At 58.6% G+C, this 12,678-nt stretch carries 14 protein-coding genes and 1 pseudogene; 8 read left to right on the forward strand and 7 right to left on the reverse strand.

The annotated features are described in order from the left end of the window. Positions 1-103: 103 nt before the first annotated feature. Both C2U41_RS29015 and C2U41_RS29020 read right to left on the reverse strand, forming a co-directional pair. Positions 104-1,108 (reverse strand): IS110-like element IS4321 family transposase, encoded by a 1,005-nt coding sequence (locus tag C2U41_RS29015; protein ID WP_022542389.1) that lies wholly within the window; start codon positions 1,106-1,108, stop codon positions 104-106. A gap of 78 nt (positions 1,109-1,186) precedes the next feature. Next, positions 1,187-4,153, reverse strand: a complete 2,967-nt coding sequence (locus C2U41_RS29020; protein WP_032640605.1) for a Tn3-like element ISPa38 family transposase — start codon at positions 4,151-4,153, stop codon at positions 1,187-1,189. Positions 4,154-4,311: 158 nt separating this feature from the next. Here C2U41_RS29020 and C2U41_RS29025 point away from each other — a divergent pair, with 158 nt between their 5' ends. The 4 genes from C2U41_RS29025 to C2U41_RS29040 all read left to right on the forward strand — a co-directional run bounded on the left by C2U41_RS29025 (position 4,312) and on the right by C2U41_RS29040 (position 5,915). Continuing rightward, positions 4,312-4,602, forward strand: a complete 291-nt coding sequence (locus C2U41_RS29025) for a nucleotidyltransferase family protein (RefSeq protein WP_001247892.1) — start codon at positions 4,312-4,314, stop codon at positions 4,600-4,602. Then, a complete protein-coding gene (locus tag C2U41_RS29030) occupies positions 4,599-5,000 on the forward strand; it encodes a HepT-like ribonuclease domain-containing protein (protein WP_001293886.1) in 402 nt (133 codons plus the stop codon). The genes C2U41_RS29025 and C2U41_RS29030 overlap by 4 nt, the downstream gene beginning before the upstream one ends. Beyond that, positions 4,990-5,346 carry a cupin domain-containing protein gene (locus C2U41_RS29035; protein ID WP_000215515.1) on the forward strand — a complete coding sequence of 119 codons (357 nt, stop codon included), beginning with the start codon at positions 4,990-4,992 and terminating at the stop codon, positions 5,344-5,346. The genes C2U41_RS29030 and C2U41_RS29035 overlap by 11 nt, the downstream gene beginning before the upstream one ends. Positions 5,347-5,600: 254 nt before the next feature. After that, positions 5,601-5,915: a hypothetical protein gene (locus C2U41_RS29040; RefSeq protein ID WP_000091613.1), complete on the forward strand. Its 315-nt coding sequence runs from the start codon at positions 5,601-5,603 to the stop codon at positions 5,913-5,915. Between the two features lie 172 nt (positions 5,916-6,087). On the opposite strand, the gene C2U41_RS29045 is transcribed toward C2U41_RS29040, so the two are convergent. The 5 genes and pseudogenes from C2U41_RS29045 to merR form a co-directional block, all read right to left on the reverse strand. After that, positions 6,088-6,621 (reverse strand): phospholipase D family nuclease, encoded by a 534-nt coding sequence (locus C2U41_RS29045; protein WP_000792636.1) that lies wholly within the window; start codon positions 6,619-6,621, stop codon positions 6,088-6,090. Continuing rightward, positions 6,621-7,616 (reverse strand): ATPase, T2SS/T4P/T4SS family, encoded by a 996-nt coding sequence (locus C2U41_RS29050; RefSeq protein ID WP_012561144.1) that lies wholly within the window; start codon positions 7,614-7,616, stop codon positions 6,621-6,623. Before C2U41_RS29050 ends, C2U41_RS29045 begins: the two co-directional genes overlap by 1 nt. A 41-nt stretch (positions 7,617-7,657) precedes the next feature. Continuing rightward, a complete protein-coding gene (gene virB10, locus C2U41_RS29055) occupies positions 7,658-8,818 on the reverse strand; it encodes a type IV secretion system protein VirB10 (protein ID WP_012561145.1) in 1,161 nt (386 codons plus the stop codon). After that, positions 8,818-9,243 (reverse strand): annotated as a pseudogene (locus C2U41_RS29060) (TrbG/VirB9 family P-type conjugative transfer protein); the annotation flags it as partial. The gene virB10 and the pseudogene C2U41_RS29060, both read right to left, overlap by 1 nt. A gap of 32 nt (positions 9,244-9,275) precedes the next feature. Further along, positions 9,276-9,731, reverse strand: coding sequence for an Hg(II)-responsive transcriptional regulator (gene merR, locus C2U41_RS29065; RefSeq protein ID WP_001166628.1), 456 nt, complete (start codon positions 9,729-9,731; stop codon positions 9,276-9,278). A gap of 71 nt (positions 9,732-9,802) precedes the next feature. On the opposite strand from merR, the gene merT reads away from it, so the two are divergent. The 4 genes from merT to merA are packed head-to-tail and all read left to right on the forward strand — an operon-like array spanning position 9,803 to position 12,666. Continuing rightward, a complete protein-coding gene (gene merT / locus C2U41_RS29070) occupies positions 9,803-10,198 on the forward strand; it encodes a mercuric ion transporter MerT (RefSeq protein WP_001294653.1) in 396 nt (131 codons plus the stop codon). Between the two features lie 15 nt (positions 10,199-10,213). Beyond that, entirely contained in the window at positions 10,214-10,489 is a 276-nt protein-coding gene (gene merP, locus C2U41_RS29075; protein WP_000732275.1) for a mercury resistance system periplasmic binding protein MerP, read from the forward strand. A 27-nt stretch (positions 10,490-10,516) separates the two neighbouring features. Continuing rightward, entirely contained in the window at positions 10,517-10,942 is a 426-nt protein-coding gene (merC, locus tag C2U41_RS29080; RefSeq protein ID WP_000522996.1) for an organomercurial transporter MerC, read from the forward strand. A gap of 38 nt (positions 10,943-10,980) precedes the next feature. Then, positions 10,981-12,666 carry a mercury(II) reductase gene (gene merA, locus C2U41_RS29085; protein ID WP_000209296.1) on the forward strand — a complete coding sequence of 562 codons (1,686 nt, stop codon included), beginning with the start codon at positions 10,981-10,983 and terminating at the stop codon, positions 12,664-12,666. The last annotated feature ends 12 nt before the right edge of the window (positions 12,667-12,678 follow it).

Consider the following 12,678-nt stretch of genomic DNA (forward strand, 5'->3'; position numbering starts at 1 on the left):
CCGTTTTACAGGTTCCTCAACAGGCCGGTGGGCCGTTAGTATCATCAATATCAGTATTCGCAAAACCAGATCAGTAATTCTTTAAACCGGTGTATTTCTGCCGTTATGCTACATAAGTTTGCTGTCGTGCCGTTAGGGCCCAGGCTATTCTGGCCAGCTTGTTTGCCAGAGCACAAGTGACGACAAAGTTGCTTTTCCGGCACAGTAAATCCCTGACCCAATCGGCCAATTTGCCAGACTGGTGTTCCAGTTTTTGTATGAATACCCTGGCACATTGAACCAACAAAGTTCGGATCTTTTTATTACCTCGCTTACTAATTCCCAGCAATGTCGTCCTACCTCCCGTGCTGTACTGCCGAGGTACAAGCCCTGTTGCCGCCGCAAAGTCACGGCTGCTGGCGTACTGCTTCCCGTCGCCAATCTCAGTTGAAATAGTACTCGCTGTCAGTGTTCCGACGCAGGGAATGCTCAGCAAGCGCTGTCCAACCTCATCTTCGTCCAACTTTCGTTTCAACTGGGATTCCAAATCTTTAATCTGCTCAACAAGATAGTGATAATGCTGTTGTAATTTCAGCAATAACTGGCTGAGGTAAAGAGGCAAACTATTGTCCTCAAGAAGGGTACTCAGTCGGCTAATAACGGCAGCTCCTCGGGGAACGCTAATGCCAAATTCCAGCAGAAAAGCATGCATTTGATTGGTTGTTTTTACCTTATCCTGAACCAGGGATTCACGGACACGATGCAGAGCCCGCATTGCCTGCTGAGATTCCGTTCTGGGCTGCACAAAACGCATAGACGGACGCGATGCAGCTTCACAAATAGCTTCGGCGTCGACAAAGTCGTTTTTATTGCTTTTAACGAACGGGCGGACAAATTGTGGTGATATCAGCTTTGGGGAATGCCCCAACTCTTCCAACTTGCGTGCCATAAAGTGAGAACCGCCACAGGCTTCCATTGCGATGGTTGTAGCGGGGCATGTCGCCAAAAATTCGATCAACTTTGGCCGGGTAAATTTTTTACGGTAAACAGCCTTCCCGCGACGATCCTGGCAATGAATATGGAAAGAGTTTTTACCCAGATCGATACCAATGAGCGCAATGTTTTCCATGATAGTTCTCCGAATGAAAGCCTGTCCTCAGCATAATACCGGGAAGGAGGGAGTGACCATCTCATTAAATAAAGCACGCTAAGCCGGTTGCAGCGGCCGTAGCGGCCTGAACTTGCCCGCGCCGATCTTGGCGCTGCTGCGCCAGAGGTAATCGCCGGTCAGGTTGATGTGCTCCCAGCCGAGCGGCGACAGGTACTGCAACAGGCCGTCATCGACGGCTTGACCGTGGCCACGCAAGGCGTTCGCGGCCCGCTCCAGATAGACCGTGTTCCATAGCACGATGGCCGCCGTCACCAGGTTGAGGCCGCTGGCCCGGTAGCGCTGCTGCTCGAAGCTGCGGTCGCGGATTTCCCCCAGGCGGTTGAAGAACACGGCGCGGGCCAGCGCGTTGCGCGCCTCGCCTTTGTTCAGCCCGGCATGCACGCGGCGGCGCAGCTCGACGCTTTGCAGCCAGTCCAGGATGAACAGTGTGCGCTCGATGCGTCCCAGCTCACGCAGGGCGACGGCCAGGCCGTTCTGGCGCGGGTAGCTGCCAAGCTTCCTGAGCATCAGCGAGGCCGTCGCCGTGCCCTGCTTGATCGAGGTGGCCATCCGCAGGATTTCATCCCAATGGGCGCGGACGTGCTTGATGTTGAGCGTGCCGCCGATCATCGGTTTCAACGCCTCGTAGGTGGCATCGCCCTTCGGGATGTAGAGCTTGGTGTCGCCCAGGTCACGAATGCGCGGGGCGAAGCGGAAGCCCAGCAGGTGCATCAACGCGAAGACGTGGTCCGTGAACCCTGCCGTGTCGGTGTAGTGCTCCTCGATCCGCAGGTCGGATTCGTGATACAGCAGGCCGTCGAGCACGTAGGTCGAGTCGCGCACGCCGACGTTCACGACCTTGGTGTGGAACGGCGCGTACTGGTCGGAGATATGGGTGTAGAACGTCCGCCCTGGGCTGCTGCCGTATTTCGGATTGATGTGGCCGGTGCTCTCGGCCTTGCTGCCGGTGCGGAAGTTCTGGCCGTCCGACGATGACGTGGTGCCGTCGCCCCAATGCCCGGCGAAGGGATGTCGGAACTGCGCGTTGACCAGCTCGGCCAGTGCCGCCCCGTAGGTTTCGTCGCGGATGTGCCAGGCTTGCAGCCAGGCCAGCTTGGCGTAGGTCGTGCCGGGGCACAATTCCGCCATCTTGGTCAGGCCCAGGTTGATCGCGTCGGCGAGGATCGTGGTCAGCAACAGGTTTTTGTCCTTGGCCAGGTCGCCTGACTTCAGGTGGGCGAAGTGCCGGGTGAAGCCCGTCCATTCGTCTACCTCCAGCAGCAATTCGGTGATCTTGACGTGCGGTAGGATCATCGCCGTCTGGTCGATCAGGGCCTGTGCGGTATCGGGCACCGCCGCATCGAGCGGCGTGATCTTCAGGCCCGACTCCGTGATGATGGCGTCCGGCAGCTCGTTGGCCAGCGCCATGCGGTTGACGGTGGCGAGCTGCGTTTCCAGCAGCGTCAGCCGGTCATGCAGGTACTGGTCGCAATCGGTGGCCACGGCCAGCGGCAATTCGCTGGCCTGCTTGAGGCTGGCGAATTTCGCGGGCGGCACCAGGTAGTCCTCGAAGTCCTTGAACTGGCGCGAGCCTTGCACCCAGATGTCGCCGGAGCGCAGCGCGTTCTTCAGCTCCGACAGCGCGCACAGTTCGTAGTAGCGCCGGTCGATGCCGGTGTCGGTCATCACCAGCTTCTGCCAGCGCGGCTTGATGAACTCGGTCGGCGCGTCGGTGGGCACCTTGCGGGCGTTGTCGCTGTTCATGCTGCGCAGCACCTCGATGGCGTCGAGTACGTCCTTGGCGGCGGGCGCGGCCCGCAACTTGAGCACGTCGAGAAATTCCGGCGCGTAGCGGCGCAGCGTGGCGTAGCTCTCGCCGATGCGGTGCAGGAAATCGAAGTCCTCGGGTTGCGCGAGCCGCTGCGCTTCGGTGACGCTCTCGGCGAAAGCATCCCAGGACATGACGGCCTCGATGGCGGCGAACGGATCGCGGCCCGCTTGCTTGGCCTCGATCAGCGCCTGGCCGATGCGCCCGAACAGCCGCACCTTGGCATTGATCGCCTTGCCGGATGCCTGGAACTGCTGCTGATGCTTGTTCTTGGCGGCATTGAACAGCTTGCCCAGGATGCGGTCATGCAGGTCGATGATTTCGTCGGTGACGGTGGCCATGCCCTCGATGGCGAGCGCCACCAGGGTCGCGTAACGCCGCTGCGGCTCGAACTTCGCCAGGTCGGCGGGCGTCATCTGGCCGCCCTCGCGGGCGATCTTGAGCAGCCGGTTCTGGTGAACCAGCCGCTCGATGCCGGAGGGCAGGTCGAGCGCCTGCCACGCCTTGAGGCGTTCGATGTGTTCCAGCATGTGCCGCGAGTTCGGTTTGACCGGGGATTGCCGCAGCCAGGCCAGCCACGTCGTCTTGCCGTTGTCGCGGCGCTTGAGCAGATCGTCGAGGCGACGGCGATGCACGTCCGTCAGCGGCTCAGCCAAGGCGTCGTAGAGACGCCGGTTGGCGCGGGTAATCGCTTCGGCGCTCGCCCGCTCGACGGCGTTGAGGGCGGGCACAATGACCGACTGCCGCCGCAGGTGCTCGATCAAGGCTCTGGCCAGCACGATGCCCTTGTCGGTTTGCATGGCCAGCTCGGTCAGCAACTGGACAGCCTGCCGGTAGTGGCCAATCGTGAACGGCTGGAAGCCGAACACCGTTTGCAGCTCGACCAGGTGCTCGCGTCGGGTCTGCTCACGCTGCCCGTACTCGTCCCAGCTTTCGATGCCGACCTTGAGCTGGTTGGCGACCAGTCTCAGCAATGGCGGGAACGGTGGCTCATCAGCGCCAAGGATGACGCCGGGAAAGCGCAGGTAGCAGAGCTGCACCGCGAAGCCCAGCCGATTGGCCGGGCCGCGCCGCTGCCGGATGATGGAGAGGTCGCTTTCGCTGAACGTGTAGTGACGGATCAACTCATCCTTGGTGTCCGGCAACGCCAGCAGGCTTTCGCGCTCGGCGGCGGAGAGGATCGAACGGCGGGGCATGCGGTTTCCTTCTTCTTGAAAACGTAGGTTTGTGACAAGCCCGCCAAGGCAACCGGCGCGGCACGGGAATCAAGGCATTGCGATTCTCGAAAATAGTTCTTGAAATTCTATTCTTGATTGCATATCATCTCAACGAGTTTCGATAAGAAAGGATGCGCATGCGACCGTCTGTTGTGCTTGACATGAAGCGAAGCGCAGTGCGTGAAGCGGTAGGCCGCTTTCGCGCCGCGAACCCGCGCGTCTTCGGCTCGGTGCTGCATGGCACCGACCGGGATGGCAGCGACCTCGACCTGTTGGTCGATGCGCTGCCCGGTGCCACGTTGTTGGACTTGGGCGATTTGGAAGAAGAACTGAAATCGCTGCTCGGCGTTGACGTCGATCTGCTGACTCCCGGCGACCTGCCGCCGAAGTTCCGGGCCAAGGTGCTCGCGGAGGCGCAACCGATATGAGCGAGAACCGCCTGCCCGATTACCTCGACCACATTCAGCAGGCCGCAACCGATGCGCGCAGCTTCGTGGAAGGGATGGCCAAGGACGACTTCTTGGCCGACAAGCGCACCCAGCAGGCCGTCATCATGAGCCTGATCGTCATCGGCGAGGCGGCCACAAAGGTGATGGATGGCTACGTCGAGTTCACCCAGGCGCATGCCGACGTGCCGTGGCGCAGCATGCGCAATATGCGTAATCGCATGGCTCACGGCTATTTCGACATCAACCTCGATGTGGTGTGGGAGACGGTACAGGAATGGCTGCCGGCGTTGCTCCAGCAATTGCCCGCCGTGCGTCAGGATGCCGACGATGAAGACCGTAACGACAACTGTGAAAGAGGGATCTCCGATGACTGTTGAATCGAGAATATTTTCTGTAGCCGAGTATGTTCAGCCGTCCGAAGGCGAGCCTATTCGTTCCGTTGTGCTTGAAACCCGAGACTCAATTATCGTGGTTTGGCATGTCCATCCCGGGCAGGAAATTGCGGCTCACATTCATCCTCACGGCCAAGACACGTGGACTGTTTTGTCGGGAATGGCTGATTACTTTCAGGGCAATGGGATTGTTCGTGCCCTCAGGGAAGGTGAGATAGCCGTGGCAAGACCGGGCCAAGTGCACGGGGCGCGAAATACAGGTACCGAGCCATTTGTGTTAGTCTCGGTTGTGGCATCAGCCAATGCCGGTTTCGTATTGGCTGAGCGATAGAGCCCAATCTCTGGAGTTGGTCCAATGAGCGGTCGGGGAGATAGGTAACAGACATGCAGCGGACACGGCTGCTAAACCAGGTCGCAAACCTCCTTGCGTCGCAGCGTGCCGCAAGCGACGCGATCAATCGAATGGGGTCGGCATGAGACTGAACACCATCCAGTTCCCGACCGCGTAGCCGCCTGTCCTGCCGATCAGGTCTTGACCATCGACGCCTGGGATCAGTCCTGAATGTTCTTGGAGACCACTACGTTATGAGCCGCAGCCGCCGCAAAACACCCATCGTCGGGCACACGACCTGCGGCAGCGAGCGCGAGGACAAGAAGCTCTGGCATCAGCGCTGGCGCACCCGTGAGCGCACGGCGCTGACCAGCGCGTCGCCCGAAGCCCTGAGCGCCCATCTGCCCCTGCTGGAAAACCAGGCCAGCAGCGTCTGGTCGATGGGCAAGGATGGCCGCTCCTACTGGCCCGTCAAGCGCCAGGCCGCCACGGCGGATCGCATCGCCAATCACAAGGGACGCAACCCGCAAGAACGCGCCTCCCTGAAAAAGCGCCTGCTTACACTGTGATTCCTTCAAAATATCTCAACGAAATTTCCCGACACCTGTTTAAGCTATCTTGCTGATATTTCTGTTTTTCGATTTTTGCCGGCGCGATGCCGGCGACGTTGGCCAGCTGCCCCGGGCGCGATACTGAGATCAGTTTCTTTGAACAAAAAAACCGCCTTTTGGCGGTCAGTATTCAGTAGCTGGAACGGTAGTCTCTCCCCCGATTCCAGCGGTCTTGCCAGTGTTCGAGGAATGATTCAGCGAGCTTAGGCATGTTCCAGATCACCACCGCATTCTCCGAGTTTTTCGTTTCGGCCGCTTTGGTGAAATTAAAGCTGCCAGTTTCAACGGTCACATTATCCACGATGATCACCTTGTCATGCTGGATAGGGAAATCACTGTCAGTACGCAAAGGGATGCCGCTGTTCGCTATGTAGTTCATGGCCGCAATGCTGGCGCGCCCCGTATTGCCCCTTTCATCAATTACGATTTTCACATCAACTCCCCGTTTTTTGGCTGCTACCAGTGCTTTCATAATATCCGGGGCGGTAAAAGAATAAGCCATCATCCGTATCGAGGTTTTTGCGGAGTCAATGGCGCTCAGGACGAGAACGCGGGCGCTTCCTTCAGGCGAGTAGCCAACCTGAACGGATGGTTCCACCGCAAAGGCGGGCAGGGCGGCTGTCGTAAATGCTGCGGCCAGAAGCCAGGTTGCTAAGTTTTTCATTACAGGCTCCCGTTCACACACTGCATTTTATATTCAGGGTCAAAATAAATTTCTTTGATTTTCCGCTTTTCCATATGCACCACAACGTCAATGGTGGAGTAGAGCATTCGCATAATATCGCTCATATCGAGCATACGGCCGATAGGGGTCGCCTTGATAAGCAGCCCAATACGGTTAAAGGCATCGCGCGCAGAGTTAGCGTGCGTTGACATAACACCGCCTGGATGGCCGGTATTAAGTGCTTTAAGATAATCCCACGCAGCATCATCCCTAAGCTCAGTCATGATGATACGGCCCGGTGTCAGACGCATACAGGCTCGCAGGGCATCAGTGGCGCTGACGCGGCCGATCTTTCCTGCATCGCCGTACATCATATAAACGGCTTCTACAACGTGATCGACCGTGACTTCGTGAACGTCCTCTAAAATAATTACACGCTCGTCTTTATGTAGCGATTTTAACAGCGCGCGCGTGAGTACCGTTTTCCCCGACCCGGTTTCACCGCAGATCACGATAGTGCGTTTCTTCTCAACGGCGGTTTGCAGGAATGCGGGCCATTTTTCGCTGCTGTGCAGCTCTTTAAGGAAAAAATCATCATCCGTTAGGCTTTGCTTGCTGCCGGTAATCTTCCGGCAGTCACTGAAAATCCCCTCGCGGGTCAGCTGCTCCAGATTTTTATCGGCCGCCAAATCCTTACGAAACGCTACGGCCGTTGTACCGTCAATCACCGCAGGGGGCAGACAGATAACGCCCCTGATCCCGCCAGGCAGGATCACGTCATTAATGGCCTGCATGGTCAGCTTGTTGCTGCTCACCAACGATTTAGCAAGGTTCCTAATAAAATCTGCCGTAATTGCCGCGTTCTGCACAACCCTGCGGCCGCTGAACGTATCACAGATAACTTCCTGAAAGCAGTTAATGCGAATTTCAAAAACAGTAGGATCTTCTAAATACTCGCGCAGTGGGCCAAGTTGATAGAAAGCTGCATCAGTCATGATTACTCCTGAAGAAAAGCGGGCGCTAAGCGCCCACTTTTTTAGTTGTCTGCGAGCGTATAAACGCCGCTGAAATCGAGGTCGCGGGCAACAAAAATGCTCACCGCATCACCCTGCTGATCGTAGAGGGTAGGGGGGATAGACATGTAAGAGCGGAGTGCTTCAGACGCCAGCTGCTCACCGCTGTTTTCTGTACTGTTGTACTGAATGTTATTACTCTGCGTCTGGTTAACCAGCGCCGTTAAGGTGTCAGAGAACAACGAAATCATGATCGCACCACGCAGACGCTCCCACATATGGGTATCCACCTGGCCCGGAATCCCCGCGCTGCCGAGTGAGTTCGTTCCGGCACTGTCAATATTAACGATTGTTCCGTCCTGGTCATTGCGGATACGCTCCCAGAGAACAAACACGCGCGCCTGGCCGTCTTTGATACCACCGGTAATCTGCCCGTCAACCCATGAGCCTTTATCAATCAGCCTAACGAGTCCATCAGCTGAGTAAACGTCCTGTGAAACCCGGCAGGAAACCTGACCCGGAACAGTGGTATCCAGCTCGGTGCCGGTACCACAGGGGATCATTTTGCCTTTCGGAACAGTCAGGCTGGGATTAGCCATGACTCCAGCGCGGCTAGCCTTCAGCCTTGCAGGAGTCAGGTTTTTAGCGAGTGCTGAACTACCTTCGCTTGTTTCGTTGTCCTGGGGCTGCACTCCGGGACTATTGCTTGTAGCCGCCTGATTAGTCTGGGCCAGCTCGCCGCCCAGACGACGCTGCATAGCCAGTTCTTCAGGCGAAGGTTCTTTACGCTTATTAGAGGTACGCGCGCCGGTATTGCTGCTGCCCGCATCTGCATCTGCCTGTGCGGCAGCCTGCACAGCACGGGCATCAGTGGCGCTATTCTGCGCAGTTGCAGGTTTATTAACATCAGGATCGCTGTTAAAGCTGTAGTTTGGCAGTGTATTGGCCTGTTGCGCTTTACCACCGTCTTTATCAGCTTCAGCTTTAGCCGGGGCGCGAATTTTACCCATGACCGTAATCCCGATGAATACCAAAGCAAGCAGCGCCATCAGTATGACAAAGGCTTTCATACCAGGAGCCGAACGGCGGTTACTGCCATTAAATCCGCCACGCTCGCTTTCAAATTCACCGTCTCCGGTGTTTTCATCGAGTTCCTGATCTACATCGACACTTTTACGGGCCATCAGTTATCCTCCCCAATTTGAACCCTGCGCACATCCGGGGAAGCCGTACCGGTTGCTACCGCACCGGCGCCCGGCGCGAAATTATTATTACGAACGCCAACGACTTTATCGCCCAGACGAATACGCCACTCTTTAGCGACGGTTTCCACCTCGATGATGTTGCGGTTCTCACCCACAACATGAGAGTTAGGCAGCGTTTCTTTGCCACTGGCCGAGATCATGTAGACCTGCGGTAACTCCGCATTGGCCGGAAACTCAAACCGGGTAAAGCGGTAGTTATCCCAGACGTGAACCGGCTGGATGCTGCGCATTTCAGGCTGTTCGCTCATTACGTACTGATAGTTCTTCGCCCCCGCAAAAGCCGTCTGCTTCAGCTTCTGCGTAATGCGTTTTTTATCAGCCGCGCTTTTGGCTTTTTCCTGCTGGGGTCGTCTCAGAATTCGGAAAATAAAGCACGCTAAGGCGTAGTCACCCCGTGACTCCCCCGCGCCGATGCAGCGAGCTTCGTTCCGTCTTGCAGTGACGCAATCAGCGGGCAGGAAACGTTCCCTTTCCGCGCATGGCAGGCGCACACCAGTTCAGACAGCACGGCCTCCATGCGTGCCAAGTCGGCCATCTTCTCGCGCACATCCTTGAGCTTGTGCTCGGCCAGGCCGCTGGCTTCCTCGCAATGGGTGCCATCCTCCAGCCGCAGTAGCTCGGCGATTTCGTCCAGGCTAAAGCCCAGCCGCTGGGCCGATTTCACGAACCGCACTCGTGTTACATCCGCCTCGCCATAGCGGCGAATGCTGCCATAGGGCTTGTCTGGCTCCGGCAGCAGGCCCTTGCGCTGGTAGAACCGGATGGTCTCCACATTGACCCCGGCCGCCTTGGCAAAAACGCCAATGGTCAGATTCTCAAAATTAATTTGCATATCGCTTGACTCCGTACATAACTACGGAAGTAAGCTTAAGCTATCCAAACCAAATTTGAAAGGACAAGCGTATGTCTGAACCACAAAAGTCTGAACCACAAAAGTCTGAACCACAAAAGTCTGAACCACAAAACGGGCGCGGCGCGCTCTTCGCCGGTGGGCTGGCCGCCATTCTTGCGTCGGCCTGCTGCCTGGGGCCGCTGGTTTTGATCGCCTTGGGGTTCAGCGGGGCATGGATCGGCAACCTGACGGTGCTGGAACCCTATCGCCCGATCTTCATCGGCGCAGCGCTGGTCGCGCTGTTTTTCGCCTGGCGGCGCATCTACCGCCCGGCGCAAGCCTGCAAACCGGGTGAGGTCTGCGCGATTCCCCAAGTGCGAGCTACTTACAAGCTCATTTTCTGGATCGTGGCCGCGCTGGTCCTGGTCTCGCTCGGATTTCCCTACGTCATGCCATTTTTCTATTAATCACAGGAGTTCATCATGAAAAAACTGTTTGCCGCCCTCGCCCTCGCTGCCGTTGTTGCCCCCGTGTGGGCCGCCACCCAGACCGTCACGCTGTCCGTGCCTGGCATGACCTGCGCCTCTTGCCCGATCACTGTCAAGCACGCGCTTTCCAAGGTTGAGGGCGTGAGCAAGACCGACGTAAGTTTCGACAAGCGCCAGGCCGTCGTCACCTTCGACGATGCCAAGACCAACGTCCAGAAGTTGACCAAGGCGACCGAGGACGCGGGCTATCCGTCCAGCCTCAAACGCTGATCCGTTAACCGAACTCGGGAGCGACACATGGGACTCATCACGCGCATCGCTGGCAAAACCGGCGCGCTCGGCAGCGTCGTTTCCGCGATGGGCTGCGCCGCCTGTTTTCCTGCCATCGCCAGCTTTGGCGCGGCCATCGGACTGGGCTTCTTGAGCCAGTACGAGGGGCTATTCATTGGCATCCTGCTGCCGATGTTCGCCGGCATCGCGTTACTCGCCAATGCTATCGCTTGGCTCAATCATCGACAGTGGCGACGCACGGCGCTCGGCACGATAGGCCCGATCTTGGTGCTGGCAGCGGTGTTTTTAATGCGGGCTTACGGCTGGCAGAGCGGTGGACTGCTCTATGTCGGCCTGGCCTTGATGGTTGGGGTGTCGGTCTGGGATTTCATCTCGCCAGCACATCGCCGCTGCGGGCCGGACAGCTGTGAATTGCCAGAACAACGTGGCTGACGGCAACAGCCGTAGCCACCACAGAAAAGGAAAAATACATGACCACCCTGAAAATCACCGGGATGACCTGCGACTCGTGCGCGGCTCACGTCAAGGAAGCCTTGGAGAAAGTGCCCGGCGTGCAATCGGCGCTGGTGTCCTATCCGAAGGGCACAGCGCAACTCGCCATTGAGGCGGGCACGTCATCGGATGCGCTGACTACCGCCGTGGCCGGACTGGGCTACGAGGCAACGCTTGCCGATGCGCCACCGACGGACAACCGCGCCGGCCTGCTCGACAAGATGCGCGGCTGGATAGGGGCCGCTGATAAGCCCAGTGGCAACGAACGCCCGTTGCAGGTCGTCGTCATTGGTAGCGGTGGAGCCGCGATGGCGGCAGCACTGAAGGCCGTCGAGCAAGGCGCGCAGGTCACGCTGATTGAGCGCGGCACCATCGGCGGCACCTGCGTCAACGTCGGTTGTGTGCCGTCCAAGATCATGATCCGCGCCGCCCACATCGCCCATCTGCGCCGGGAAAGCCCATTCGACGGCGGCATGCCACCCACACCGCCGACGATCTTGCGCGAGCGGCTGCTGGCCCAGCAGCAGGCCCGTGTCGAAGAACTCCGTCATGCCAAGTACGAAGGCATCCTGGACGGCAATTCAGCCATCACCGTTCTGCACGGTGAAGCGCGTTTCAAGGACGACCAGAGCCTTATCGTTAGTTTGAACGAGGGTGGCGAGCGCGTCGTGATGTTCGACCGCTGCCTGGTCGCCACGGGTGCCAGCCCGGCGGTCCCGCCGATTCCGGGCTTGAAAGAGTCACCCTACTGGACTTCCACCGAGGCCCTGGCGAGCGACACCATTCCCGAACGCCTTGCCGTAATCGGCTCGTCGGTGGTGGCGCTGGAGCTGGCGCAAGCCTTTGCCCGGCTGGGCAGCAAGGTCACGGCCCTGGCGCGCAATACCTTGTTCTTCCGTGAAGACCCGGCCATCGGCGAGGCGGTGACAGCCGCTTTCCGTGCCGAGGGCATCGAGGTGCTGGAGCACACGCAAGCCAGCCAGGTCGCCCATATGGACGGTGAATTCGTGCTGACCACCACGCACGGTGAATTGCGCGCCGACAAGCTGCTGGTCGCCACCGGCCGGACACCGAACACGCGCAGCCTGGCATTGGAAGCGGCGGGGGTAGCCGTCAATGCGCAGGGGGCCATCGTCATCGACAAGGGCATGCGCACCAGTAGCCCGAACATCTACGCGGCCGGCGACTGCACCGACCAGCCGCAGTTCGTCTATGTGGCGGCAGCGGCCGGCACTCGTGCGGCGATCAACATGACTGGCGGCGATGCGGCCCTGGACCTGACCGCAATGCCGGCCGTGGTGTTCACCGACCCGCAGGTCGCCACCGTGGGCTACAGCGAGGCGGAAGCACATCACGACGGGATCGAGACCGACAGTCGCCTGCTAACACTGGATAACGTGCCGCGTGCGCTTGCCAACTTCGACACACGCGGCTTCATCAAGCTGGTCATCGAGGAAGGTAGCGGACGGCTCATCGGCGTGCAAGCGGTGGCCCCGGAAGCGGGTGAACTGATCCAGACGGCGGTGCTCGCCATTCGCAACCGTATGACCGTGCAGGAACTGGCCGACCAATTGTTCCCCTACCTGACCATGGTCGAAGGGCTGAAGCTCGCGGCGCAGACCTTCAGCAAGGACGTGAAGCAGCTTTCGTGCTGCGCCGGATGAGGAAAAGGAGGT

Source organism: Citrobacter freundii complex sp. CFNIH4 (assembly GCF_002934505.1).
Lineage (GTDB): Bacteria > Pseudomonadota > Gammaproteobacteria > Enterobacterales > Enterobacteriaceae > Citrobacter > Citrobacter freundii.

Coding starts and splice junctions, on each gene's coding strand:
- merT (WP_001294653.1), top strand. CDS start 9,803: ATGTCTGAACCACAAAAGTCTGAACCACAAAAGTCTGAACCACAAAAG.
- virB10 (WP_012561145.1), bottom strand. CDS start 8,818: ATGGCCCGTAAAAGTGTCGATGTAGATCAGGAACTCGATGAAAACACC.
- C2U41_RS29020 (WP_032640605.1), bottom strand. CDS start 4,153: ATGCCCCGCCGTTCGATCCTCTCCGCCGCCGAGCGCGAAAGCCTGCTG.
- merP (WP_000732275.1), top strand. CDS start 10,214: ATGAAAAAACTGTTTGCCGCCCTCGCCCTCGCTGCCGTTGTTGCCCCC.
- C2U41_RS29015 (WP_022542389.1), bottom strand. CDS start 1,108: ATGGAAAACATTGCGCTCATTGGTATCGATCTGGGTAAAAACTCTTTC.
- merA (WP_000209296.1), top strand. CDS start 10,981: ATGACCACCCTGAAAATCACCGGGATGACCTGCGACTCGTGCGCGGCT.
- C2U41_RS29045 (WP_000792636.1), bottom strand. CDS start 6,621: ATGAAAAACTTAGCAACCTGGCTTCTGGCCGCAGCATTTACGACAGCC.
- merR (WP_001166628.1), bottom strand. CDS start 9,731: ATGCAAATTAATTTTGAGAATCTGACCATTGGCGTTTTTGCCAAGGCG.
- C2U41_RS29035 (WP_000215515.1), top strand. CDS start 4,990: ATGACTGTTGAATCGAGAATATTTTCTGTAGCCGAGTATGTTCAGCCG.
- merC (WP_000522996.1), top strand. CDS start 10,517: ATGGGACTCATCACGCGCATCGCTGGCAAAACCGGCGCGCTCGGCAGC.
- C2U41_RS29050 (WP_012561144.1), bottom strand. CDS start 7,616: ATGACTGATGCAGCTTTCTATCAACTTGGCCCACTGCGCGAGTATTTA.
- C2U41_RS29040 (WP_000091613.1), top strand. CDS start 5,601: ATGAGCCGCAGCCGCCGCAAAACACCCATCGTCGGGCACACGACCTGC.
- C2U41_RS29030 (WP_001293886.1), top strand. CDS start 4,599: ATGAGCGAGAACCGCCTGCCCGATTACCTCGACCACATTCAGCAGGCC.
- C2U41_RS29025 (WP_001247892.1), top strand. CDS start 4,312: ATGCGACCGTCTGTTGTGCTTGACATGAAGCGAAGCGCAGTGCGTGAA.